Here is a 24,726-nt window from a genome sequence, read left to right on the forward strand (position 1 = left end):
TTGACGTGCAGCCTAAAAGCCGGGCATGACTTTACCTTCCGCCCCCTACCCCGCACTGCGCCTGCGCCGCACCCGCGCCCATGCGTGGAGCCGCGCGATGTTCGCCGAGAACCGCCTCCACCCGTCTGACCTCATCTGGCCGCTGTTCGTGACCGAGGGTAGCGGCGTGGAGGAACCGATTTCCTCGCTACCCGGCGTGTCGCGCTGGTCGGTGGACCTGATTGTGGCGCGGGCGAAAGAGGCAGCGCAGGCGGGTATCCCCTGCATCGCCCTCTTTCCCAACACGCAGGCGGAGCGCCGCTCTGACGACGGCAAGGAAGCGCTTAACCCGGATAACCTGATGTGCCGCGCCATCCGCGCGATCAAGGATTCTGTGCCGGAGATCGGCGTGCTCACCGATGTCGCGCTCGATCCCTATACCGCGCACGGGCAGGACGGGCTGGTAGACGATCAGGGCCGCATTGTGAATGATGCTACGATCGAAGTGCTGATCGGCCAGTCGCTCAATCAGGCGGCGGCAGGGGCGGACATTATCGCGCCGTCTGACATGATGGACGGGCGCGTCGGCCTCATCCGCGCGGCGCTGGAGGAAAACGGCCATCAGGACATACAGATCATGGCCTATGCCGCCAAATATGCGTCCGCTTTCTATGGCCCGTTCCGTGATGCTGTCGGCTCTCGCGGGTTGCTGAAGGGCGACAAGAAGACCTATCAGATGGACCCCGCCAATTCGCAAGAGGCGCTACGCGAGGTGGCGCTCGATATTGCCGAGGGGGCGGACAGCGTGATGGTGAAGCCGGGCCTCCCCTATCTCGACATTGTGCGCGCCGTGAAAGAACGGTTCGCGGTGCCGGTGTTCGCCTATCAGGTGAGCGGCGAATATGCGATGATCGAGGCGGCCGCAGCGGCAGGCGCGGGCGACCGCGATGCGCTGGTGCTGGAGACATTGCTGGCGTTCAAACGCGCGGGCTGCACAGGCGTGCTGACCTATCACGCGCTGCATGCGGCGCGGCTGCTGGGATAAGCCTCAAGGCTGCCTGAGCGCCGCTTTCAGATCGTCGATCCGGTCGTTCTGCCCATCGACCGCGGCGAGCGCGCTTGTCCGCGCCGCCAGTATTTCGGCAAGCCCGCCCTGCGCTGTGCCATCAGCCATCGCCTTCATCCGGTTGGCATAGAGCGTATCAAGGCTGGCGAGCGCAAACACGCTGTCATAGCGCGCCTCTTCGAGCCGGGCGAGCTCTACCTGCGCTGATACCCAGGCCTCGCTTGATACTGCCGCGCCAGAAGCCCCGCGAATCCCCGGCCCCACCTGCGCATAGAGCGCATCGAACGCACCCTTGCCCTTGTCTGCCTGTGCTGCCAGCACAGCCAGCTCCCTCGCCAGCGCAGGATCAGCCGGGCGGGCCTCACCCTGCTCTGGCTGTGCGGCCGGATCGGGCGGCACCTCACCGCCTACCCGCGCGGTTTCTGCCGGGCGGCGGGCAAGCGAGGGATAACTGCGTCCGTCCTGCCCCATGCTGGCGCAGGCGGAGAGGAGCAGAGTAGCTATGGCAAGTAGGCGTCTGTGCATGGTCCCCTGCCATGTAGGGCGCTGCGGCGGGCTGTGCAACTCCGGCTTTGCATTGTCAGTGCTCGGCAAAGCCCCTATGCGGACCCTCATGCTGACGACGCTCGCCACCATTGCTCCGGTGTTCCTGATGATCGCGACAGGTTATGGCGCGCGCAGGCTTGGCATCATGCCGGAAGGGTCCGGGGCGCTGCTCACCCGCTTCGTAACCTGGATCGCGCTTCCCGTGCTGATGTTCCATATCGCCGCCACTACCGACTGGCGCTCTGTGTGGGATGCGGATTTCGTGGTGGCCTCTCTGCTGGGCAGCGTGGCGCTGTATGCCATGGGCATGGGGATCGGGCGGCTGCGCGGCCTTCCCTTGTCGGACATGGCGGTCGATGGCCTCAATGCCAGCTATTCCAATACCGCCTATCTGGGTCTGCCACTGTTCCTGCTCGCCATCGGACCCATCAGCGCGCCCTATGTCATCATCGCCGCAACTGTGACGCTGATGACATTGTTTGCGCTGGCCGTAGCGACAATCGAGCTGGGTCATCATCGTGCCCAGGGGTTGTGGCATGCCTTGGCCAAGGCGGGCCTTGGCGTCCTCAAGAATCCAATCGTCGCCGTCTCGCTCGCGGGTGTGGCTTGGTGGGTAACAGGCTGGACGCTGCCCAGCGTGGCCGAGCGCTTCACCCATCTTCTGGGCGGAGCAGCCAGCCCGGCGGCGCTGGTCGCCATCGGCCTGTTTCTGGCCGAGCGCCCGCTGGCCGAAGCGATCAACAACCGTTTTGTGCTGGCGCTGGCGGCGGCAAAGCTGGTGGCTCACCCGCTGGTCACGGTGCTGATCGCCTATGGCGTGCTGGGCATGCGCGGCCTGCCCGCCTTCATCGTAGTGGCGATCGCGGCGCTGCCCATTGGCACCGGGCCTTTCATGGTAGCGGGCTTTTACGCGCGGGACGGCAAGGTGACATCAGGCGCGATCCTCGTCACCACGCTGCTTTCGGTGCTTACGCTTTCGGCGCTGCTGGCGTTTTTGCCGCGTTAAACCACCCCGAATCCGGTTGACAGTGCAGCCCCTATCCACTAACGGGCCACATTCCGCGCAGGGTCATGGGGCACTGCACCCTTGGTCTTGTGCCAAGCATTTTTGGATGAAGAGATAAAGCCATGTTCGCTGTAGTGCGCACGGGCGGCAAGCAATATCGCGTAGCCGCCGGAGACAAGATCGTCGTCGAGAAGCTGGCCGGAGCGGCCGGCGACACCGTAACGCTGGACGATGTCCTGCTCGCGGGTGAAGGCGCGGACCTCAAGGACACCAAGGGGCTGACCGTCTCCGCAGAGATCATCGCGCAGGCGAAGGCCGACAAGGTCATCGTCTTCAAGAAGCGCCGCCGCCACAATTATCGCCGCAAGAACGGCCACCGCCAGAACCACACGATCCTGCGGATCGTCGCGATCGGCGGAGACAAGCCGAAAAAGGCCGCCACCAAAAAGGCAGAGGCCGCTGAAGCCGCTCCGGCCGCCGAAGCCTGAGCGCAGAAGAATATTCAAGGAGTCTTGAGAGATGGCACATAAGAAAGCTGGCGGATCGTCGCGCAACGGCCGCGATTCAGAATCCAAACGCCTTGGCGTGAAGAAGTTCGGCGGTCAGCACGTGATCGGCGGCAACATCATCATCCGCCAGCGCGGCACCCGCGTCTATCCCGGCCGCAATGTCGGCATGGGCAAGGACCATACATTGTTCGCGCTGGGCGAAGGCCGCGTGGTGTTCCACGATGGCAAGCTGGGCCGCAAATATGTGTCCGTAGACGCGATGGCGGAAGCCGCCGAATAACAGGACGATCTTTCGCCGGATCGTCCGCATGGGACGCCCCGGAACGAGGATCGCTTTTAACCAAGCGAATCAAAAACGGGGCGCTCCGCAAGAGCTTGCCCCGTTTTTTGTTGTCTGGATCGCCCGGAACATCGCTTTGTCCCGCGCGTTGCACAACCGGGAACATAAGGGGCTGTAATCTCCTATAATGTCGTCAAGCTGTCACCATATTAAGCGATGATAGCATTGCACGAGAGGACCGAATAATGTTTGCCAGAACAGCGCGTTTGCTGCTGCGTCCAGGCTGGGTGGAGGACGCCCCCGCACTGGCTGCGGCTATTGCAGACCCCGCCATCGTCCACAACCTCACGCGGGCGCCGTGGCCCTATACCGAGGATGACGCGCGCGCATACCTTACCGCGCCCCGCGCGGACGCGCTGCCCGATTTCCTGATCGTGAAGCGCACACGCGGCGCACCGCAGCTCATCGGCGGTTGTGGCATCAGCCTGCGCGACGATGGCACGCCTGAGCTGGGCTACTGGATCGCGCGGCGCTATTGGGGGCTGGGCTTTGCCACCGAGGCCGCCAGCGCCGTGATGCAGATTGCGCGCAGCACAGGGCTGGGCCGCATCCACGCGAGTCATTTTCTCGATAATCCGGCGTCCGCTGGGGTGCTGCGCAAGCTGGGCTTCCGCCCGACTGGCCGGATCGAAAAACGCCACAGCGCCGCGCGCGGCGAGGCGGCGGAGTGCGCGCTGTTCGAGGATGCAGACATGCGCCTCCATCGGCCGGACCCGTCGCTGGAACTGTATCGGGATCGCGCGCCGATCGCGGCATAATCCGCTTGCCCCGCATCAGTGCTGGATAAACATGGGATAGCGCTATAAACGCGCTTCCCATGCACTTTCTCGATCAAGCAAAGATATTCATCAAGTCCGGCGCGGGCGGCCCTGGTTCCGTCAGCTTCCGGCGTGAGAAATATGTCGAATATGGCGGGCCGGACGGCGGCAACGGCGGCAAGGGTGGCGACATCATCTTTGAGGCGGTTGCGGGGCTGAACACCCTGATAGACTTTCGCTATACCCAGCATTTCAAGGCGCAGCGCGGCACACCCGGCGCTGGCAAGAACCGCACCGGCGCGGGCGGCGACGATCTCGTCATCAAGGTGCCGGTGGGCACGCAGGTCATCTCGGAGCCGGACGAAGAAGGCTATAGCGAGGTTCTGGCGGATTTCACCAAAGTCGGGCAGCGGCAGGTGTTCCTGCGCGGCGGCGATGGCGGGCGCGGCAACCTGAGCTACAAGACCAGCACCAACCGCGCCCCCCGGCAACATGGCACCGGCTGGCCCGGCGAGGAAATGTGGGTCTGGCTGCGCCTGAAGCTGCTGGCAGACGTGGGCCTAGTCGGCTTGCCCAATGCGGGTAAATCGACCTTCATCAATCAGGTGACGAACGCCAAGGCCAAGGTCGGCGCCTATCCCTTCACCACCACCAAGCCCCAGCTCGGCGTCGTCTCTCACCGCGACCGGGAATTCGTGATCGCCGATATCCCCGGCCTGATCGAGGGCGCGTCCGAAGGCGTCGGCATCGGCGACCGCTTCTTAGGACATATCGAGCGGTGCCGTGTGCTCATCCACCTCATTGATGCGACGCAGGATGACCCCATCGCCGCCTGGGAGATCGTGCAAAACGAGCTGGAGGCCTATGGCGAAGGCCTGGAAGACAAGCCCCAGCTCATCGCGCTCAACAAAGGCGATCTGATCGGCCCTGAGCTGATGGAAGATGTGGCGGGGCAGCTCAGGGATGCGGGGGCGGAGGGCGTATTCCTCATCTCCGGCGCGACCGGAGAGGGCGTGCCCGCCCTGCTCGATGCCGTGCTGCCGATGCTGGATGACGATAGCGCCGCGCTCGCTGCACTGGCCGACGCGCCAGAGGAACCGGAGGGAGAGGAGGGCAAGCCTTGGTCACCGCTCTGAATGGCTTTCCCCCCGCCACCATAAAGCGGCTTGTCGTCAAGATCGGCTCGGCGCTGCTGGTGGACAAGGCGGGCGCGATCCGTACCGAGTGGCTCTCAGGCGTGGTGGCGGATCTCGCCGCGCGAGCCAAGGCCGGGCAGCAGATCATCGTAGTGTCCTCAGGCGCGATTGCGCTGGGCGCGCGCCGCCTCGCCCTGCCCAAGGGCGGGAGGGGGAGCCTTGATGATGCGCAGGCCGCCGCCGCCGTCGGGCAGATCGCGCTTTCGGGCCACTGGGCGCAGTTGCTGGGCGAGCAAGGCCTCACCGCCGCGCAGATGCTGCTGACGCTGGATGACCTCGAAAACCGCAGGCGCTATTTGAACGCCGCCGCCACGCTGGAGCGGCTGCTCTCGCTCAATGTCATCCCGGTCATCAACGAGAATGACAGCGTCGCCACCACCGAGATCCGCTTTGGCGACAATGACCGGCTCGCCGCCCGCATCGGGCAGGCGGCGCGCGCGGATGCTGTGGTGCTGCTGTCGGACGTGGACGGGCTCTACACCGCCAATCCGCACACCGACCCCGATGCCCGGCTGGTGCGCGAAGTCGCGCGGATCGATGCCGACATTCTTGCCATGGCAGACGGCGGATCGGGCAGCGGCATGGGGTCTGGCGGCATGGCAAGCAAGATCGCCGCCGCGCAGATCGCCACCGGAGCGGGCGCACATCTCGCGATCATCTCCGGCCTCGCCGAACGCCCTTTGTCAGCGTGGGAGAACGGCGCGAACGGCACTATCTTCCTCGGCCAGACCGGCAAGCGCGCGCGGAAAAACTGGCTCGCCGGGCGGTTGACCGTGAAAGGCTGGATCACGGTTGACGCAGGCGCGGAGCGGGCGCTCGGCAAGGGCAACAGCCTGCTGCCTGCTGGAGTAACGGCGGTGAGCGGCAGTTTCGCGAGGGGCGATGTGGTAGACATAGTCAATGCCGAAGGCCGCGCCATCGCCCGTGGTCTGGCGGAATATGACGCGGAGGACGCCGCGCGCATCGCGGGCAAGCGCAGCGAGGAGATCGCCGCGCTGCTGGGCGATGCGGTGCGCCCTGCCCTCATCCACCGCGACCATATGGTGATGCTCTGATGCGCACGGTTGCCGTCACCGGCGCCACCGGCTTTGTGGGGACCGAGACGCTGGAGCAGCTGCTCTCCGCCGGTTTCTCGGTGCGGGCGCTTGCCCGGCGGCCACAGGCGGAGCGCGCGGGCGTGGCGTGGATCATGGGCGGGCTGGACGATGCCGCCGCGCTCGATGCGCTGGTGACAGGCGCGGATGTGGTGCTGCATATTGCGGGGGTGGTGAACGCGCCTGACCGCGCCGGGTTCGAGGCCGGCAACGGCACCGGCACCGCCAATGTCATAGCCGCGATGGAACGCGCGGAGCCAAAGCGACTCATCCATGTTTCCTCCTTCGCGGCGCGCCAGCCGGAGCTGTCCGACTATTGCTGGTCCAAGGCGCTGGCCGAGAAGAAGGTGCTTGGCAGTGGGCTGGACTGGACGATGGTACGCCCCCCTGCCGTCTATGGGCCACGCGATACCGAGTTCATCGAGGTGATGAAGGTGGCGCGATACGGGATCATGCCGGTGCCGCCCAAGGGCCGGGCCTCGCTGATCCATGTCGCAGATCTTGCTGCCGTACTGGTTAGCCTATGCGGAGAGACTGGCGATGATTTCGCGAACGAGACGTGGGAGGTCGATGACGGCGCGCCGGGAGGCCTCTCGCATATCGAGCTGGCCGCCACCTTCGGGCGCGCGCTCAAACGCAGGGTGATCCCCCTCCCCCTGCCGCAACCGCTGCTGATGCTGTTCGCGCATATCGACCGCATGCTGCGCGGCCCCGCCGCCAAGCTGACGAAAGACCGGGTGCGCTATATGTGCCATCCCGACTGGGTGATAGACCCGGCCAAACGACCGCCCAGCCAGTTTTGGCAGCCGCGCATCGGCGCTGACGAGGGGCTGGCGCAGGTAGCCGCGACACTGAAACAATAATGCCCGAATCTCGCCGTAATCGCTTGCCAAAGGGGCGAGATCAGGGGCATGAACCCGCATCCTTCATGAAAGACCAGCCATGACCGACCGCTCAGAAATCTACGATCAGGTGACGGCCCAGATCACGCCGTTCAACAAGAAGGGGATCGACCTGTCCGAGGCGACGACCTTTGCGGGCGATCTGGAGTGGGACAGCCTGACGGTGATGGATTTTGTCGCCGCGATCGAGGACGAGTTCGACATCATCATCAGCATGAACATGCAGGCGGAGATCGAGACGGTCGGGCAGCTGGTCGATGCCGTGGCGAAGTTGCGGGGTTAGTTCGCCTCCCTGTCATGCTGAACTTGTTTCAGCATCCATTGCGCCTTCGGGAGCGGCGGATTGCGGGGAGGAATGGACCCTGAAACGAGTTCAGGGTGACGAATGGAATTGCAAGGCAGAGAACAAGAATGACCGACCTATTTTCAAAGTTCGACCCATTGATCGAGATGCGCGCCAACCTGTTGCAAACGGGCGTGACGGATCCTTTTGGCCTCGTGATGGAGCGCGTGGTCTCGCCCACCGTCGCGATCTGCAACGGGCGCGAAACGATCCTGCTCGGCACCTATAATTATATGGGCATGACCTTCGACCCCGATGTCATTCAGGCGGGCAAGGACGCGCTCGATCAGTTTGGTTCCGGCACCACCGGCAGCCGCGTGTTGAACGGCACCTACGCCGGGCACAAGGCAGTGGAGCAGGCGTTGAAGGATTTCTATGGGATGGACCACGCGATGGTCTTTTCCACCGGCTATCAGGCAAACCTCGGCATCATCAGCACGATTGCGGGCAAGGGCGACTATATCGTGCTCGATATCGACAGCCACGCCAGCATCTGGGACGGTTGCAAGCTGGGCGATGCCGAAGTGGTGCCCTTCAAGCATAACGACCTTGAGGCGATGGAAAAGCGCCTGAAGCGCATCCCCGAAGGCGCGGGCAAGCTGGTGATCCTCGAAGGCGTCTATTCGATGCTGGGCGACATCGCGCCGCTGAAAGAGATGATCGCCGTCGCCAAGGCCAATGGCGCCATGGTGCTGGTGGACGAGGCGCACTCGATGGGCTTCATCGGCCCCAATGGCCGCGGCGTGGCAGAGGATCAGGGCGTTCTCGATCAGGTCGATTTCGTGATCGGAACCTTCTCCAAATCGGTTGGCACTGTCGGCGGCTTCTGCGTTTCCAACCACCCCAAGTTCGAGATCATGCGCCTCGTGTGCCGCCCCTATGTCTTCACCGCCAGCCTGCCGCCCAGCGTGGTCGCGACCGCCTGCACCTCTATCCGCAAGCTGATGCACGCGGCAGACAAGCGCGCGCATCTGTGGGAAAACAGCAAGACGCTGCACAAGGGCCTGCGCGAGGCCGGATTCCAGCTCGGCACCTCCGAACCGCAGAGCGCGATCATCTCGGTCATCATGCCCGATCTGGAGCGTGGCGCCGGAATGTGGGAGGCACTGTTGCACGAGGGACTGTATGTGAACCTTGCCCGCCCGCCCGCAACGCCCGCTGGCATGACGCTGTTGCGCTGCTCGCTCTGTGCCGAACATAGCGCGGAACAGGTGCAGACAATCATCGGCATGTTCACCCGCGCGGGCAAAAAGACGGGCATAATTGGCGGAGCATAGCATCCTGCCGCTCCGTGCTTTTCTTGGGCGTTCAGATGGTATAGCCTCAATCGCATGAGCGACTATTCCGCCGTAATAGCTGACGAGGGCGCGCGGTGGCGAGAACGGGTTGATCGCCTGCTGCCGTTCGTCATCGGCGTTTCGCTCGCGCTCGCGGTGGGCGCTCTGCTCTATTTTGCCGGCACTGCCGCACGGGAGCAAAAAGACGCGCTGATGCGTCAGCAGCGCAGCTATGAAATCGTCGCTCTGGCGCATCAGCTCGATGCCTCGGTGGCGAAGGCGGAATCTTCGCTGGGCCGCTATGTCATCAGCATGGACAAGAATATCGGCCGCCAATATCAGGCCGAGTGGGATCGAGCGGCGCAGGAGCTGGCGACGCTGCGGCGCGTGACCTATAACGACCGGGTGGAGGCGCGGCTGGTCGAACAGCTTGAAGCCGCCTTCAAGGAACGCGGCGCCACGCTCAGCGACATCGCCCTGCGCACCACATATGATCAGAAGGAAACCTCTCTCGGCACCTTCTATCAGGCCAGCAAGGCGCAGAGCCTGAAGCGCATCAGTTCGCTGCTGGATCAGGTGATCGAGGAGGAAAACACCCGGCTGGACGAACGCAACATCGCGGTGGAACGTGCGGGCGACAGTGTGGCGCAGGCGACCACGACCTATCGGCTGTTCGGCCTTGGCCTCCTCATCGCATTGCTGCTGATGGTGTGGGTGGCGCGCGCGGCGATGAAGGAGCGGCGGCAGGAACAGCGGCAGATCGACGAGGAATATCGCCGCGCACTGGCGCTGGAGGCCGCCGTGGCAGAGCGCACGGAGGAGCTTCAGCTCGCCTATGCCAAGCTGCAACGCGAGACCGAAGAGCGCGGCAAGGCCGAAGAAAGCTTGCGCCAGATGCAGAAGATGGAAGCCGTGGGCCAGCTGACCGGCGGCATCGCGCATGATTTCAACAACATGCTGGCGGTTGTCGTCGGCGGGCTGGAACTGGCGCGCCGTCGGGTCCCGGATGAGCCTGAGGCGGTCCGCCATATCGACAATGCGCTAGACGGCGCAAACCGCGCCGCCGCCCTCACCCGCCGCCTGCTCGCCTTCGCCCGCTCGGAGCCGAATCTGCCGGAATCGCAATCGCCCGACGCGGTGGTGACAGGCATGGTCGAACTGATCGACCGCGCGATAGGTGATCAGATCACGGTGGAGCTGGAGCTGGACAGCGGCGACTGGCCCGTCTTTGCCGACAGGCATCAGCTCGAAAACGCGCTGCTCAACCTCGCGGTCAACGCGCGTGATGCGATGGAGGGGCGCGGCACGCTCATCATTCGCACCGCGCAGGCCCGGCTCCGCGCGCGCGAGGTGGGAGATTGCCCTGCGGGCGAGTTTGTGCGCCTGTCCGTCATCGATACCGGCTGCGGCATGAGCCCTGAGGTGCTGGAACGGGTATTCGAGCCATTCTACACAACGAAGCCGATCGGCAAGGGAACCGGCCTCGGTCTCAGCCAGGTATTCTCCGTCGTCCGCCAGTGCAACGGCGAGGTCAATATCCTGTCCACACCGGAGCAAGGCACGGAGGTTCAGCTCTATTTCCCGCGCCATATGCCCTCCGCCCGCAGCGGCGCCGCCAGCGCAGACAGTGGCGAGGCCGCCGCAGGGACTGCTGCGGTCCACAAAGCTGCGCCGCAGTCTTCGCTCACGCTGCTGGTGGTGGAAGATGACCCGCGCGTGCTGGCGCAGACCCGATCCGCGCTTGCGGAGCTGGGCCATCAGGCCGTGTGCTGCGATCATCCCGCCAAGGCGGTGGCGATGCTGGAGGACAACCCGGATATCGACATCATCCTCAGCGATGTGCTGATGCCCGATATGACCGGGCCGGAGATGATCGCCGCTCTGCCCGCGCAGTTTCGCTCTATTCCCGTGATGTTCGTCACCGGCTATGCGGGCGATGTGGCGGACAACCGGATGTTCGAGGGCCATCTGCTGCTGCGCAAACCCTATACGCTCTCCAGCCTGGAAAAGACCATCGCGCAGGCGGTCAACCGACTGCCCGGCTTGCCAGCAGGCGCGGAAGCAGCACTATAGCCGCGATCAGCGGGTGCCGCCGCTGCCAGGGGCGGAGGACTATCTGCGTCCCCGCATGCCGGTTGATCTTCCAGGCGAGATACTCGATCCCCCCCGCGAAGGTAAAGCTGGCCTTGATAAGGCGCACGACACTCAAGCCTTTGCCGCGCCGCTGCAAACGCCGCCAGCGCCGGGAGGCGATCTTTGCGTCTGCCGGGCTGACCGGCGCCAAGGGCGATATTTGCCCATCCGCCTGCGCAGCCTCGAAAAGCGCGGCGTAATATTCCGGCGCGCTTTCGATGATCGAACCCGCGCGTCCCTTGCGCTCTGCCCGCAGCTCCGCCTTGTAGGTCATGGAAAAGCCATGGTCGAACACCGCATGCGCGCTGGTGCGCGCGTCTGGCGCAAGACCCGGCAGCGACAGGCTGAGCAAGGTTGGCCCCGCCTGCGCCACTGCCGCCACAGCCTGCTCGCGCGCCGCCCCATCCGCCGCCCACGCCAGCCGCGCGGGCTGGGCGAACCGTGCCCATACCGACACATTATCTGCCTGAGGGCCGCATAGCCGGGCGAAGTCATCCTCTGACAGCACCGCATATTTCGCGCTCAATCCCTGATGCGCGAAGGGAAAGACATTGGGCGGGATCAGGCGGTTGGCAAGGGCAAGCCAGCGCCGCTCATAAGCCGCGCTATAGTTGGAAACGATAAGGTAGAAATCGAGCATCAGCCCGTCGAGCTGGCTCTCGCGCAGGCAGGAGCCGTAAAACAGCACCGCGCGCGAGGCCGCCCCGTGCTGTGCCGCTATCGCAGACGCCATTTCCGCCACGCGCGGATCGATTGTCTTGGCCAGCTCCGCCCCGACCAGCGCCAATACGGCATGGCTTGCGCTCACGCCGCCAGACGCAGAAACGGCACCGGCGCGGTGGAAGTGAGGACGATAGGCCGCCCCGTATGCGCATGGAATATCTCGCCGTCGAGGATGACGCTGCTGTTCTCGCCCTCGATGTGGATTTCATCGCCCTGTTGCAGATGGATGCCCTGCATATTGGTGGTGCCAAAACGCCCGCCAAAGATGCTGACCAGCAGCATGCGCAGCATAGCGGCCGGGCTATGATCTATCGCCAGCAGCTTCAGCCTGCCCGCGGCGGCCTGCCCCACAGGCCTGGCGCCCAGCAGCAGCTTCTCCAGCGTCGTGACCACCAGCACGGCAAAGCGCCCCGCCAGTTGCCCGTCGCGCATCATCGAAATGGACACCGGGCGCGCCGCCGGGGGCATATATTTGCCCTTGAGGCCAAAGAAGATCGCGGCGAGCACCATAATCGCGGTAATCGCATGCGAGATGCCGTTCGATAGCCCCAGCGGATAAATGCGGTTGCGGCAATAGAGGATCGAATCGGCCAGCCCTGCCCCGCCGAGGAACATGCCCAGCACCGGGCGGCTGGTCGGCGCGCCATCTGACAGCGAAATCAGCTCCCTCGCGACGACATGGCCTTCCACGCCGTTGCGCGCGATGCCGACAATCTGCTCCAGCGCCTTGATCGGATCACCCCTGATGCCGAGATCGAGCGCGATGAGGTTCGTCTTGCCATTGGGCAGCACCGCGACCGGCGGCGGCGCAGCTCCGTCGAAATAGCGGCCCTGATACAGCTCGGTCAGCGCGGTTTGCACCGTGCCGTCTCCGCCGTTGATGACGATGACGGCGGGCTTCACATGCGCGATCATCTGCATCGCCCGGCCGATCTGCTCCACGCTTTCCACCTCATAGTGGAAGATGTCCGGGTTGCCCGCGCAATAGCTGCGCACGCGCGGCAAAAGCTGGCGGTTGCCGGTCGATTTGGGGTTGGAGAGGAGCGCGACGAGAACCATGATTACAAATATTGCAGCGAAATGGCGATTGTGACGGGCGCACTGCCCACGGGCACCGCAGCCTTCTCTACCGCAGGTTTGCCAAGGTTGAAAATGCTCGCCTTCGGATTGTTGGAAAAGCCGCCACCATCCCGGCTGAGGTCGGTCTTGCCATTGCCGTTCACGTCATGCCGCACAGCGATGCCATAACGCCCGGCGGAGGGCAGCGGCACACAGAAGCGCATCTTCCCGTTCACCGGCTTCACCGGCACCTCGATCCGGTTGATCCACGCGCCCTTTTCCAGCCATGCCTTGCGGGTGGCAGGATAGGACTGGATACGAACGATTCCACTGGCCGTCTCGAAACCGGATACATCCACAATGATCGCGGAGCCGGCACCGGCGGCACAGCGCGCCATGTCGTTATCGATATGCTGGCGCTGGGCATAAGCCTGAGCGGGCGCCACCGCAGACCCGGCCATCACGAGCGCCGCAAGCGCGGCAGCCGCCGCCCCTTTGCGATAGGCACCCGAAATTTTCAGCATGACCAACTGTCTCCTCGAAGCTATAGCCTGCTCAGGCGGCCCTGTTAGCCCCGACATCGGTATGAGAGACATTTGCGGCCAAAAAATGGTGACGGGACGACGATAACTTGAAAATACTCACCGCCACTGACCGCTATATCGCGCGCCTCATTGCGGTGCCGCTCGCCAGCACCCTCGTGATCTCTGCAATGTTGCTGGTGCTGGAGAAGATGCTGCGGCTGTTCGATTTCGTCGCTGCGCAGGGCGGGCCTGTCAGCGTGGTGTGGCGGATGCTCGCCAATATGCTGCCGGAATATCTCGCGCTGGGCATCCCAATCGGCCTGATGCTAGGGATTTTGCTGGGGCTGAGGCGGCTCGCGCTGTCGTCTGAACTGGATGTGCTGCGCGGAGTAGGCATCTCGCCCGCGCGCATGATGCGCGTGCCTTATATGTATGCGGCCGGGCTGGCGCTCATCAACCTCGCCATCGTGGGGTTTATCCAGCCTTATTCCCGCTATGCCTATGAGGGGCTGCAATATGAGTTGCGCTCAGGCGCGCTCGGTGCCTCGATCAAGATCGGCGAGTTCGCCAACATCGGCAAGGGCATGACGCTGCGCATCGAGGAGAGTTTCGACAGCGGGCGCGACCTGCGCGGCATCTTCGTGCGTGTGGAGCAGGATCAGGACCAATCCCTCGCCGTCACTGCCGCGCGCGGCACCTTTCTGCGCACGGACGACCCGGACACCATCATATTGCGCCTGTCAGACGGCGTGCTCGTACAACGCTCCGCCAAGCTCGCCAGCCCGCGCATCCTGAGCTTTTCCGGCCACGACCTGCCAATAGACTTGCCCAAGATCGAATCCTTCCGCAATCGTGGCGGCGCGGACAGGGAACTGACCCTGCCTGAGCTGGTGCGCGTAGGCGCGGCAGTCGAAACTGCGCCCAAAACCCGCAACGAGGTGCTGGCCAACATGAACTTCCGGCTGGTTGAGGTGGCGATGATGTTCCTGTTACCGCTGGCGGCGCTGGCCTTTGCCATCCCTCCCAAAAGGTCGACCTCGGCATTGGGCGTGTTCCTTTCGATCATCTTCATCGTCACCTATCACAAGATCAACCAATATGCGGAAGGTCTGGGAGAAAGCGGCAAGGTAAACCCCTTCATAGCGCTGTGGGTGCCGTTCCTGCTGTTTGCCGGGCTGATCTTCTGGATGTATCATGTCGCGGCGCACCGCCCCGGCGGCCAGCCGATCGGCGCACTGGAGGCGGTGTTTGCCAAGACATCGAAATGGCTGGGCAAATGGGCGCGGCTGGGCCGGCAAAAAATGCGCCATGCGCTATAGGGTGAAACACCGATAAACCGATGCAGCTGCAGTTCTTCCCTTCCCGCCGCCTTGCCATCTATATGGCCCGCGCCTTTCTTGTCCGCAGCTTTGCGGTGCTGGCGATGCTGGCTCTGGTGCTGATGACGCTCGACCTGCTGGGCGAGAGCGGAGACATACTCGCCGTGCCCGGCAATGGCGAGGCGGAGCTATGGCATTATGTCGGCCTGCGCCTGCCACAGATCATCGCCACATTCCTGCCATTTTCGGTGCTGCTCGGCACGCTCATTACCCTCGCGACGATGAATCAGCACAGCGAGATCGTGATGATGAAGGCCGCTGGGCTTTCCGCGCACCAGATACTCGCCCCGCTGATCGCGGCGGCGGCGGCGATCGCGGTGCTGAGCTTCACCTTTAACGAGCGCATCGTCACCCGCGCCAGTGCCGCCTTCGATGCGTGGAAGGCGGTGGGCTATGGCGAAATTCCCAAGGATACGGGCCTAAAAACCAATATATGGGTGCGTGAGGGGAACAACCTGATCACCGCTGGAACAGTATCCGGGCGCGGCAGCGCGGTGAAACTCAGCCAGATCGAGATTTTCCACCGGGTTGACAATCATCTCGTCGATATCGTGCGCGCCCCGCGCGGATATTATGACCCCGCGCGGCAGGATTGGGTTTTGGAAGATGCGCGCCGGTTCGATGTAACCAGCGGAGCCAGCACAAGGCTGGGCACCATCCGCAACGGCAAGGGCATCAGGCCCGATCAGTTTACGCTGGCCAAGGTCGATGCTGACGCGCTGGGTTTCATGGCGCTGCGCCAAGCTATAGCGGACCTGCGCGATGCGGGCCGCCCCACCGGATCGCTGGAGGCAAGCCTGTGGCACAAGATCGCCCGGCCACTCTCGTCGCTGCTGATGCCCTTGCTCGGCTCTGTCGCCGCCTTTGGGCTGGCGCGTTCCGGCCATCTGTTCATCCGCGCGGTCATCGGCATGTCTTTGGGCTTTGCCTATTTCGTGGCGGACAATTTCGCACTGGCGATGGGCAATATCGGCGCCTATCCACCGTTGCTCGCGGCATGGGCGCCGTTTCTGCTGTTCCTGATGCTGGGCGAAGCGGTGCTAATACGCACCGAGGAATAGATTATCGCCGCCCCATCGTGCTGCGCGCGATCTTGGCGAGCAGCGGCATCATCCCGCCATAATGCGCGCCTGCATAAGTCGACCCCGCGCCCAGATGCGCAGACAGCCGCCGGTGCGCCTCTCCCAGCGCATGATAGGGCAGGCTCGGCAGCAGATGATGCAGCGCGTGATAGCGCAGGCCCACGGGCGCCCAGAGCGGCGCAAGCCAGCCGGGCGGCGGCACATTGACCGAATCGAGATATTGCGCGGTCACGGTCATCGCCTCGCCGTCATTCTCCCACAGGTGCGCCACCAAGGTGCGGAGCTGGTTCAACACCGCCGTCAGGGAAAACACAGCCAGTGCGATCAGCAATGGCCGCCAGCCGATGAACTGCGTGCTCGCGATCAGCGTGATCGCCCACGTTGAAGCACCCAGCTCCTGCCAGAAGACCATGCGCCCGAATTCGCCTTCAGGCGGGCGGCGGCGAAAGCCGGGGTTGATGGAAAGTGCGGAAAACCGCTCCCACACCACCCGTCGCAGCGGCGGGATCACCGCGCCCAGCGGCACCAGCACCGCGCTGCGGATCAACAGCGCCACCGGCGCAAGCGCCGCCACTGCCACGAACACCGGCAACGACCACGGCTTCATCAGTGCAAGCGGCAGATATTCCGGGTCTTCCGCAGTGCCATAGCGGGTGCGTGCGTGGTGCAGTGTGTGGACATTCTCATACATGAAGCTGGGCGTGAGCATCGGTATGCCCACCGCCACATTCCAAGCAAAGCGGAAGCCGGGAAGCGCATTTCTGTGGATATGCGTCAGCTCATGAATGAACAGCAACGCGCGATAGAGCGCCAGCGCCGCCACCAGCGCGCACACCACAGCCAGCCAAGTCTCGCGCAGCAAGACCGCCCCAGCCAGAGCCCCATAGCCCAATGCGGCCGACAAAAAACAGTCCGGCCAATAGATCGCCGCTCGTGCGGCCGAGATATCCTTGGTCAGCTCCACCGCGGCGCGCAGCATCGCCGCATCATCGGGAATAGCGGATTTTTTCGCCGCAGTGATTGTCTCATATGCCGTCATATTGGGGATCCTAAGCTCCAATTGCGCGCGGATCATGGCAGCAAAGTGACATAATCATTGTCCGGCGCGCGCCGCCGCCGTAACAGGATCAGCGCAACCGCTTCCTTGCTCCCGATCAATAAAGGGCCGTGCCGTGACCCCACAAGACCTAGTGATCTCTCCCGTCTCCGGCAAGGCCGACCTCAAGGCTTTCGTCGATTTCGCATGGGAGGTGTACAAGGATGATCCGAATTGGGTGCCGCCGCTCAAAGCCGAGACGTTGGATCTGCTTACCCCCGGCAAGAACCCGTTTTTCGAGCATGCCGAAGCGCAATATTTCCTGGCACGACGCGGTGGGCGGATCACGGGCCGCATTTCCGCGCATATTGACCGGCTGGCCCTCACGATGTCGCCCGAACAGGGCATGGGGCCGGGCACGGGCTTTTGGGGCATGTTCGACGCGCTGGACGAAGCAAGCGCGGCAGCGCTGATCGCGGCGGCGGAAGGCTGGCTCAAGGCCAAGGGCATGACCCGCGCGCTCGGCCCCGTCTCGCTCTCGATCTGGGAGGAGCCGGGGCTGTTGACGCTGGGGCATGACCACCCGCCCACAGTTATGATGGGCCATCATCTGCCGCAATATGAGGGCTGGGTGAAGACAGCGGGATACGCGCCGGCGAAGGAGCTGCGCACCTATGAGCTTGATATAACGACCGGCTTCCCTCCGCTGATCCAGCGGATCATCCAGTCTGGCGAGAAAAGCGACCGCATCCGTATCCGCAGGGTCGACAAGAGCAAGTTCGACCGCGAAGCCGCGATCATACTCGGCATATTGAACGACGCGTGGGGTGACAACTGGGGCTTCGTGCCGATCACCGACGCAGAAGTGGCGCACACCGGCAAGAAGCTGAAGCCCATCGTGTTCGAAGATCTGATCCGCATTGCCGAGCTGGATGGAGAGCCGGTCGCGTTCATGATGACGCTGCCGGATTTGAACGAGGCGCTGATGCCGCTCAACGGCGCGCTGTTTCCCTTTGGCTGGGCGAAACTGCTCTGGTGGCTGAGAAAGCCGCAGGTGCGCACGATGCGTGTGCCCCTGATGGGCGTGGTCAAGCGCCTGCAGGCCAGCCGCATGGCAAGCCAGCTCGCCTTCATGATGATCGAGTATATCCGCCGCGACGCGATCACGAAATTCGGCGCAACGCGCGGCGAGATCGGCTGGGTGCTAGACGACAATCAGGGCATGAACGCCATAGCCGAGGCGATCAACAGCACCGTGAACAAGATTTATACGGTGTACGAGAAAGGCCTCTGAGGGCCTTCCCCCAACCGGCCCCGATCAAGGTTAGTCGATTTCCCAGCCGCGTTCGCCATGGCTGGCGATATCCAGCCCATCATGCTCGGCCTCCTCGGTCACGCGCATCGGCACCAGCAGCGCCGCGCCCTTCGCGCAGAGGAAGGTTGCCACCGCCGTCCAGAATATCGTGACCCCTACCGCCAGCGCCTGTGCCGCAAACTGCTGGGACACCCCATTGCCCTCTGCAAAGCCGATGCCGCCTATCGCAGGCAGCATTGTCACCGGGATCAGCAGCGAGCCGATTATGCCACCCACGCCATGCACCGCGAATACGTCTAGCGAATCATCGACCGCCCATTTCTGTTTGACGAGCTGGACCGCATAAAAGCAGATCGCCCCACCCAGCAGGCCGAGAATGATCGCGCCCGCCGGGCCGGTATAGCCCGCTGCCGGGGTGACGGTGGCGAGGCCCGCGATGGCGCCGGTGACGATGCCGACCGAGGTTGGCTTGCCGATGCGCCAATATTCGATGCCGATCCACACTAGCGCCGCCGTGCAGGCCGCGAAATGGGTATTGAGTATCGCGCTTGCCGCTCCGGCGCTCGCCGCCAGTGCCGAGCCGCCGTTAAAGCCATACCAGCCGACCCACAGCAGGCCCGCGCCGGTCATCGTCAGCGCCGGGCTGTGTGGCAGCATCAGCGTCTTGGAAAAGCCCTTTCGCGGTCCCAGAAGCAGTGCGACGACCAATGCGGCAATGCCCGCCGTCGTATGCACGACGATGCCGCCCGCAAAATCGAGCGCGCCCCATTGCGCCGCCAGCCAGCCGCCGCCCCACATCCAGTGCGCGACCGGGAAATAAACGAGCAGCGTCCACAGCAAAGAAAATGCCATCACCCAGCCGAAGCGCACCCGCTCCACAAACGCGCCGACGACCAGCGCAGGGGTGATCGCCGCAAATGTCATCTGAAAGAGTGCGAAGGCGTTTTCCGGGATGGTCAGCCCGTCTCGCAGTGGAGCGAGGTTGGCGAGGAAGGCATTGCCCATCCCGCCGATCCACGGCTCTGCGCCGTTGAATACCAGGCTGTAGCCCGCCACCGCCCACAATAGCGAAACCGCGCAGGCAATCGCGAAGCAGTGCATGAGGACCGAGAGCACATTGCGCGCCCGCACAAGGCCGCCATAGAACAGCCCCAAACCCGGCAATGTCATCAGCAGCACGAAGGCCGATGCGGTCAATATCCAGCCGGTATCCCCGCTGTTTGCCGCCGCGCTTTCCTGCGCATGCGCCGCAATCGGCGCAACACACCCGGCGGCCAGCGCCGCCTTCATGCCTCCAAGCCTCATATGTTCCCCGCTGCTTATGCTTTGCGGCAGCTATGCCACAAATGGCGCAGGGTTCAAGAGCCGAACTCTATTGCCTCGAACCGCACCGGCTCACCAATAGCATCATGGGGGAGGCTGTCTTCCCACATCACGCGCTGGCCACGGATGATCGTCCCCACCGCCTTGCCGGTGAGCGTATCCCCCTCGAACGGGGACCAGCCGCAGCGCGATTGCAGCCAGTCCGCTCCTACTGTCCAGCGCTTCTTGAGGTCCACCACGGTGAAATCCGCGTCGTATCCCAGCGCAATCCTTCCCTTGCCGACGAGGCCGAAGATGCGCTGCGGCCCGGCGCTCGTCATGTCTATAAAGCGTTGCAGCGTCAGCCGCCCCTCTGCCACATGATTAAGGAACAGCGGCACCAGCGTCTGCACGCCGGGCATGCCGCTGGGGGAGGCGGGGTAGGTTTTCGCCTTTTCCTCAATGGTATGCGGCGCGTGATCAGAGCCGATGACATCGGGCACGCCCTGCCTCAGCCAGTGCCACAAGCCTTCCCTGTGGGCTGCACTGCGGATCGGCGGGTTCATCTGCGCATAGGTGCCGAGGCGCGGATAGGCGTCCTCCCCCGCCAGCGTCAGATGCTGCGGCGTAACCTCGCAGGTGGCGATGTCCTTGTGTTGGGCGATATACTCCAGCTCCGCGGGGGTGGTGACATGCAGGATATGGATGCGCCGTTTCGCCGCGCGGGCGAGCGCGATGATCCGCTTTGTGGCCAGCATCGCGCTCTCGTCATCGCGCCAGACGGGGTGCGAGGCGGGATCGCCCTCTACCCGATGGTCCTTGCGCGCGTTCATCCGCGCCTCGTCCTCGGCGTGGATCGCAACGCGACGCGTTCCGCTCGCCAGCACCCGCGCGAGCGCCGCATCATCATCGACCAGCAGGCTGCCCGTCGATGCGCCCATGAAAATCTTGACCCCCGCCGTGCCGGGGATGCGCTCCAGTTCGCGCAAGTCCTCCGCGTTGTCCGCCGTGGCGCCCACATAGAACGCATGGTCGCACCACATGCGGTGGTGCGCGCGAGCGAGCTTGTCGTGCACCCGGTCTGCGGTGTCGGTATTGGGATTGGTGTTGGGCATTTCGAACACTGCCGTTACCCCACCCATCACCGCTGCGCGGCTGCCCGATTCAAGGTCTTCCTTGTGCTCCAGCCCCGGCTCGCGGAAATGGACCTGGCTGTCGATGACTCCAGGCAGCACATCCAGCCCCGTACAGTCGATCACCTCGCCCGCATCGGCCCGCAGCGCGCCGATCTCCGCGATCCTGCCGCCGCGCACGCCGACATCAGCGCTCACCGGCCCGCCGGGCGTATGCACGGTGCCGCTTTTTAGGATCAGGTCGAATGTCTGGGGCATATCAGGAGCCTCTTGGATAATCAGTCGCACCGTCCTACCTAAAGCGGATGCCCGATACTACCCTCAAAGACCGCGCGCTCATCAGACTTTCCGGCGAGGAGGCGCGCGCGTTTCTGCAGGGGCTGGTGACACAGGATCTGCTGGGCCTTGAGGCGGGCGCGCCGCGCTGGTCCGGGCTGCTGACGCCGCAGGGCAAGGCGCTGTTCGATTTCATCCTGTGGGCCGAGGGCGAGGATGTGATGATCGACTGCGAGGAAAGCCAGGCAGATGCGCTGGCAAAGCGCCTGAGTATCTATCGCTTGCGGCGCAACGTAATGATTGCGCGGGACGAGTCGCTCTCGGTGCATTGGTCGATGGAGGCAGCCGATAAGCCCTATGACCCCCGCCTCATGACGCTCGGCCAGCGTTGGCTCGCCCCTGCTGACGAGGGCGATGCATCTGCCGCCTTCAAAGCGCATCGCCTGTCGCTCGGCATCACGGAAGGCGTCGCGGAGCTGGGCAGCGACAAAACGCTCTGGCTGGAAGCGAACGCGCGCGAGCTGAACGGCGTCGATTTTGCCAAAGGCTGCTATGTGGGGCAGGAAAACACTGCGCGCATGCACTACCGGCAAAAGGTCAACCGGCGGCTGGTGGTGGTGCCGCTTGGGCAGTCAGACCCCGCGCGGCAGATAGTGGCCTATCCCGATCTCGGCCTTGCCGTCGATCATCGCCGGGTGGAGGACATGGCCGCCCTCCCCCTGCCCGACTGGCTGGCCGAGGCGATAGTGGAGCCGCCCGCGTGAGAGTCTTCGCCGCGCTCCTGCTGGTGCTCCTCGCCCTCGCCCCGGCACAGGCGGAGACGCGCTGGTCGCTGGTGCGCAGCTACCCGCATGACGAAAAGGCCTTTACTCAGGGGCTGATCTGGCTCGATGGCGCGCTGTATGAAAGCACCGGGCAATATGGCGCATCCAACCTGCGCGAGGTGCGTCTGACGGACGGCGCGGTGCAGCGATCCGTACCGCTCTCGCCCCGCTATTTCGGAGAGGGGCTGACGAACTGGGGAGACAGCCTCATCTCGATAACCTGGCAAAACGGCCTCGCCTTCCGCTGGGACCGCGCGACCTTCCGTCCGACCGCCACATACCGCTATGCGGGCGAAGGCTGGGGGCTGACCAACGATGGCGCACGCCTGATCCTCAGCGACGGCAGCGCCACCTTGCGCTTTCTCGATCCCGTCACGCTGGAGGAAACCGGCCGCCTGCCTGTGACTTTCAACGGCAAGCCGGTGCGCATGCTCAACGAGCTGGAATATGTGAAGGGCGAAATCCTCGCCAACATATGGATGACAGACCGCATCGCGCGGATCGATCCCGCGACCGGCCATGTGATCGACTGGATCGACATCGGCAAATTGACGCGCAAGCTGCGGCTTACCAACCCGGACGCCGTGCCCAACGGCATCGCCTATGACGCAAAGAACGACCGGCTGTTCGTTACCGGGAAATACTGGCCCAAGCTGTTTGAGATACGGTTGAAGCGTTAAACCCGCATCGGCATCAGGACATAGAGCGCAGGACTGCGGTCATTTTCGCGGATCAAGGTCGGCGCGGCCTGATCGGCGAGGTGCAGCTCCACCACATCGCCCTCGATCTGGCCGAGGATATCGAGCAGATAGCGCGCGTTGAAGCCGATCTCGAACCCGTCTGACGCATAATCGCCCGGCACTTCTTCCGCTGCATTGCCGTTTTCGGGACTGGTGACAGAAAGGGTGATCTTGTCCCGATCCAGCGCCATCTTCACCGCGCGGGTCTTCTCGGTGGCGATGGTGGCGACGCGGTCGACACCCTCCTCGAAGCTGCGCGGATCGATGCGCAGCAGCTTGTCGTTCGCGGTTGGGATCACGCGGCTATAGTCCGGAAAGGTGCCGTCGATCAGCTTCGAGGTGAGGATGGCGTTGCCGATGCCGAAGCGAATCTTGCTGGCCGACAGCGAGATTTCGACGCTACCCTCGACCTCGTCGAGCAGCTTGCGCAGCTCTGCGATGCACTTCCTCGGCACGATGATGTCCGGCATGCCCTCGGCGCCATCCGGGCGCGGCACGGTGACGCGCGCCAAGCGGTGCCCATCCGTAGCGGCGGCCTTCAGCACCGGCTGCCCGTCATCCGACACGTGAAAGAAGATGCCATTGAGATAATAGCGCGTTTCCTCGGTCGAGATGGCAAAGCGCGTCTTGTCGATGATCTGCTTCAGCGTCTCGGCCGGCAGCTCGAACTGCGTGGGCAGATCGCCCTCCGCGATCATCGGGAAATCGTCACGCGGGAGGGTGGAGAGGTTGAACTTCGCCCGCCCGGCCTGGATCAGCATCTTGCCGTCCGCCGCCTCAATCGAGACCTGGCTGCCCTCTGGCAGCTTGCGGGCAATGTCGAACAATGTGTGCGCGGATATGGTCGTCGCGCCCGGCACCTCGACCTGCGCCTGCACCTGCTCCACCACCTGAAGGTCAAGGTCGGTCGCCATCAGACGGATCGTGCCGCTGGCCGCGGCCTCGATCAGCACGTTGGAGAGGATCGGGATGGTGTTGCGCCGCTCCACCACCGACTGGACGTGGCTCAAGCTCTTGAGCAGCGTTGCGCGTTCGATGGTTGCCTTCATTCCCTGTTCCCGCTCTTGCCGTGATGTGCCCCTGGCGGGTTGCCCCGCTGTGCCCGGATATTTGGACTTCCTTCATTACCGACAATGCGACGCATCGCAAGCGGCTGGCGCGTTTCATTGGGATATTTTGCCGCCGATGCTTGCAAAAGCCGCCCCCGTGCGCTTTGCATAGGGGCATGAAGCGGATCGGGATTGGATTGCTGGCGGCATGGGCGGTGTCAACACCGGCGCAGGCGCGCGATTCGCTCGGCGTATTCGGTGGCTGGGGCGCTTTTCACGATCCCGCCACGCCGCGCTGCTATGCCATAGCCGAGCCGGTTCGCACATCATCCGGCAAGGCGGGTTGGCGCGCCTTCGCCTCGGTCGGCACCTGGCCGAAGCAGCGGATACGGGGCCAGCTTCACATCCGCCTCAGCCGCGAGCGCACCGCGCAGGCCAAAGTCTATCTCAGCATAGGCGAACGCCGGTTCGCGCTCTCCGCCGGCGCGGCTGACGCATGGGCGCAGGATGCCCGCATGGATGCCGCCATCATCGCTGCGATGCGATCTGCCTCTACGATGAGCATAGAGAGCACGGCAGCCAACGGGCGCGCCTTCTCCGACCTTTACGCGCTGAAGGGCGCGGCCACCGCGATGGACGCCGCCGCGCTCGGCTGCGCGCGCTGATGCATTAGAACCGCTTGATAAGGCGGATCACCGAACCGGGACCAGAACCCGGCTCATGCGTAGCCCCTTCGCCCGCTTCCTTTTCCAGCGCGGCGCGGATCCTCTCCAGCTCGTGATCGGTCATATGCTCGATGCCTATGAACTCGTTGCGGGCATTATCCAGCGCGCGGATCAGCTCATCCAGCTTGGCCTGCATCGCCGCCGCATCGCGGTTCTGGCTGTTCTGGATCACGAACACCATCAGAAAGGTGATGATCGTGGTGCTGGTATTCACCACCAGCTGCCATGTGTCCGAAAAGCCGAAAATCGGCCCGGAGCAGGCCCAGAGAATGATGCTCGTCGCCGCGACGATGAACGCCCAGGGTTGACCCACGGCTGCGGAAACAGCAGTGGCGATGCGGGTAAAGAAGCGGTCCATTTGATATTCTCCGGTGCATTGTGCAAACCCCCGAAAAGGCTGGCGGTTGCAG

26 protein-coding genes are annotated in these 24,726 nt (G+C 63.9%); 17 read left to right on the plus strand and 9 right to left on the minus strand.

Translation table 11 applies throughout. The annotated features are described in order from the left end of the window. The first annotated feature begins 25 nt into the window (after window positions 1-25). Complete coding sequence (gene hemB, locus EQG66_RS07925; RefSeq protein WP_129404061.1) at window positions 26-1,024, plus strand: porphobilinogen synthase; 999 nt, start codon at window positions 26-28, stop codon at window positions 1,022-1,024. A gap of 3 nt (window positions 1,025-1,027) precedes the next feature. Here the strand turns inward: hemB and EQG66_RS07930 are convergent, their stop codons facing one another. Then, the gene (locus EQG66_RS07930; RefSeq protein WP_129404062.1) at window positions 1,028-1,570 is read right to left on the minus strand and encodes a hypothetical protein; all 543 of its coding nucleotides are present in this window, start codon (window positions 1,568-1,570) and stop codon (window positions 1,028-1,030) included. A 76-nt stretch (window positions 1,571-1,646) separates the two neighbouring features. Here EQG66_RS07930 and EQG66_RS07935 point away from each other — a divergent pair, with 76 nt between their 5' ends. The 10 genes from EQG66_RS07935 to EQG66_RS07980 all read left to right on the plus strand — a co-directional run bounded on the left by EQG66_RS07935 (window position 1,647) and on the right by EQG66_RS07980 (window position 11,089). Next, the gene (locus EQG66_RS07935; RefSeq protein WP_164975631.1) at window positions 1,647-2,597 is read left to right on the plus strand and encodes an AEC family transporter; all 951 of its coding nucleotides are present in this window, start codon (window positions 1,647-1,649) and stop codon (window positions 2,595-2,597) included. Window positions 2,598-2,719: 122 nt separating this feature from the next. After that, window positions 2,720-3,085 (plus strand): 50S ribosomal protein L21, encoded by a 366-nt coding sequence (gene rplU, locus EQG66_RS07940; RefSeq protein WP_129404064.1) that lies wholly within the window; start codon window positions 2,720-2,722, stop codon window positions 3,083-3,085. A gap of 31 nt (window positions 3,086-3,116) precedes the next feature. Next, entirely contained in the window at window positions 3,117-3,386 is a 270-nt protein-coding gene (rpmA, locus tag EQG66_RS07945; RefSeq protein ID WP_129404065.1) for a 50S ribosomal protein L27, read from the plus strand. 245 nt (window positions 3,387-3,631) lie between these two features. Further along, window positions 3,632-4,204: a GNAT family N-acetyltransferase gene (locus tag EQG66_RS07950; protein WP_129404066.1), complete on the plus strand. Its 573-nt coding sequence runs from the start codon at window positions 3,632-3,634 to the stop codon at window positions 4,202-4,204. 59 nt (window positions 4,205-4,263) lie between these two features. Next, a complete protein-coding gene (obgE, locus tag EQG66_RS07955) occupies window positions 4,264-5,340 on the plus strand; it encodes a GTPase ObgE (protein WP_129404067.1) in 1,077 nt (358 codons plus the stop codon). Continuing rightward, complete coding sequence (proB, locus tag EQG66_RS07960) at window positions 5,325-6,455, plus strand: glutamate 5-kinase (RefSeq protein WP_129404068.1); 1,131 nt, start codon at window positions 5,325-5,327, stop codon at window positions 6,453-6,455. The genes obgE and proB overlap by 16 nt, the downstream gene beginning before the upstream one ends. Beyond that, window positions 6,455-7,357: an SDR family oxidoreductase gene (locus EQG66_RS07965; protein WP_129404069.1), complete on the plus strand. Its 903-nt coding sequence runs from the start codon at window positions 6,455-6,457 to the stop codon at window positions 7,355-7,357. The genes proB and EQG66_RS07965 overlap by 1 nt, the downstream gene beginning before the upstream one ends. A gap of 79 nt (window positions 7,358-7,436) precedes the next feature. Next, window positions 7,437-7,679: an acyl carrier protein gene (locus EQG66_RS07970; protein ID WP_129404070.1), complete on the plus strand. Its 243-nt coding sequence runs from the start codon at window positions 7,437-7,439 to the stop codon at window positions 7,677-7,679. 128 nt (window positions 7,680-7,807) lie between these two features. After that, window positions 7,808-9,016, plus strand: coding sequence for a serine palmitoyltransferase (spt, locus tag EQG66_RS07975; RefSeq protein ID WP_129404071.1), 1,209 nt, complete (start codon window positions 7,808-7,810; stop codon window positions 9,014-9,016). Window positions 9,017-9,070: 54 nt separating this feature from the next. Then, complete coding sequence (locus EQG66_RS07980) at window positions 9,071-11,089, plus strand: ATP-binding protein (RefSeq protein ID WP_129404072.1); 2,019 nt, start codon at window positions 9,071-9,073, stop codon at window positions 11,087-11,089. Here the strand turns inward: EQG66_RS07980 and EQG66_RS07985 are convergent. Genes EQG66_RS07985 through EQG66_RS07995 form a run of 3 tightly spaced genes read right to left on the minus strand, consistent with a single transcriptional unit; the run spans window position 11,043 to window position 13,455 of the window. After that, the gene (locus EQG66_RS07985) at window positions 11,043-11,957 is read right to left on the minus strand and encodes a hypothetical protein (RefSeq protein WP_129404073.1); all 915 of its coding nucleotides are present in this window, start codon (window positions 11,955-11,957) and stop codon (window positions 11,043-11,045) included. The two genes, EQG66_RS07980 and EQG66_RS07985, sit on opposite strands and share 47 nt — an antisense overlap. Next, window positions 11,954-12,931, minus strand: a complete 978-nt coding sequence (locus EQG66_RS07990; protein ID WP_129404074.1) for a diacylglycerol/lipid kinase family protein — start codon at window positions 12,929-12,931, stop codon at window positions 11,954-11,956. The genes EQG66_RS07985 and EQG66_RS07990 overlap by 4 nt, the downstream gene beginning before the upstream one ends. Before the next feature lie 2 nt (window positions 12,932-12,933). Continuing rightward, window positions 12,934-13,455, minus strand: coding sequence for a DUF2141 domain-containing protein (locus EQG66_RS07995; RefSeq protein ID WP_129404075.1), 522 nt, complete (start codon window positions 13,453-13,455; stop codon window positions 12,934-12,936). Between the two features lie 113 nt (window positions 13,456-13,568). On the opposite strand from EQG66_RS07995, the gene lptF reads away from it, so the two are divergent. Beyond that, a complete protein-coding gene (gene lptF / locus EQG66_RS08000; protein ID WP_129404136.1) occupies window positions 13,569-14,774 on the plus strand; it encodes an LPS export ABC transporter permease LptF in 1,206 nt (401 codons plus the stop codon). 20 nt (window positions 14,775-14,794) lie between these two features. After that, window positions 14,795-15,895 (plus strand): LPS export ABC transporter permease LptG, encoded by a 1,101-nt coding sequence (gene lptG, locus EQG66_RS08005; RefSeq protein ID WP_129404076.1) that lies wholly within the window; start codon window positions 14,795-14,797, stop codon window positions 15,893-15,895. A gap of 1 nt (window position 15,896) precedes the next feature. On the opposite strand, the gene EQG66_RS08010 is transcribed toward lptG, so the two are convergent. Beyond that, entirely contained in the window at window positions 15,897-16,955 is a 1,059-nt protein-coding gene (locus EQG66_RS08010) for a fatty acid desaturase family protein (protein ID WP_245987944.1), read from the minus strand. Between the two features lie 133 nt (window positions 16,956-17,088). On the opposite strand from EQG66_RS08010, the gene EQG66_RS08015 reads away from it, so the two are divergent. After that, on the plus strand, window positions 17,089-18,246 hold the full coding sequence (locus EQG66_RS08015; RefSeq protein WP_129404078.1) for an N-acetyltransferase: 1,158 nt from the start codon (window positions 17,089-17,091) through the stop codon (window positions 18,244-18,246). 30 nt (window positions 18,247-18,276) lie between these two features. Here the strand turns inward: EQG66_RS08015 and EQG66_RS08020 are convergent, their stop codons facing one another. Continuing rightward, window positions 18,277-19,557: an ammonium transporter gene (locus EQG66_RS08020; RefSeq protein WP_245987946.1), complete on the minus strand. Its 1,281-nt coding sequence runs from the start codon at window positions 19,555-19,557 to the stop codon at window positions 18,277-18,279. A 68-nt stretch (window positions 19,558-19,625) separates the two neighbouring features. Next, on the minus strand, window positions 19,626-20,960 hold the full coding sequence (locus tag EQG66_RS08025; RefSeq protein WP_129404080.1) for a dihydroorotase: 1,335 nt from the start codon (window positions 20,958-20,960) through the stop codon (window positions 19,626-19,628). 47 nt (window positions 20,961-21,007) lie between these two features. Between EQG66_RS08025 and ygfZ the strand changes: the two genes are divergently transcribed. Together ygfZ and EQG66_RS08035 are read left to right on the plus strand one after the other, a co-directional pair. Then, window positions 21,008-21,742, plus strand: a complete 735-nt coding sequence (ygfZ, locus tag EQG66_RS08030) for a CAF17-like 4Fe-4S cluster assembly/insertion protein YgfZ (protein ID WP_129404081.1) — start codon at window positions 21,008-21,010, stop codon at window positions 21,740-21,742. Beyond that, window positions 21,739-22,482 (plus strand): glutaminyl-peptide cyclotransferase, encoded by a 744-nt coding sequence (locus EQG66_RS08035; protein ID WP_129404082.1) that lies wholly within the window; start codon window positions 21,739-21,741, stop codon window positions 22,480-22,482. Before ygfZ ends, EQG66_RS08035 begins: the two co-directional genes overlap by 4 nt. On the opposite strand, the gene dnaN is transcribed toward EQG66_RS08035, so the two are convergent. Further along, window positions 22,479-23,591: a DNA polymerase III subunit beta gene (gene dnaN, locus EQG66_RS08040; RefSeq protein ID WP_129404083.1), complete on the minus strand. Its 1,113-nt coding sequence runs from the start codon at window positions 23,589-23,591 to the stop codon at window positions 22,479-22,481. The two genes, EQG66_RS08035 and dnaN, sit on opposite strands and share 4 nt — an antisense overlap. Before the next feature lie 176 nt (window positions 23,592-23,767). Here dnaN and EQG66_RS08045 point away from each other — a divergent pair, with 176 nt between their 5' ends. Beyond that, window positions 23,768-24,256 carry an invasion associated locus B family protein gene (locus tag EQG66_RS08045; RefSeq protein WP_129404084.1) on the plus strand — a complete coding sequence of 163 codons (489 nt, stop codon included), beginning with the start codon at window positions 23,768-23,770 and terminating at the stop codon, window positions 24,254-24,256. Between the two features lie 4 nt (window positions 24,257-24,260). On the opposite strand, the gene EQG66_RS08050 is transcribed toward EQG66_RS08045, so the two are convergent. Further along, entirely contained in the window at window positions 24,261-24,674 is a 414-nt protein-coding gene (locus EQG66_RS08050; protein WP_129404085.1) for a low affinity iron permease family protein, read from the minus strand. Between the last annotated feature and the right edge of the window lie 52 nt (window positions 24,675-24,726).

This window comes from Sphingobium fluviale (assembly GCF_004122115.1).
Taxonomy (GTDB): Bacteria; Pseudomonadota; Alphaproteobacteria; order Sphingomonadales; family Sphingomonadaceae; genus Sphingobium; species Sphingobium fluviale.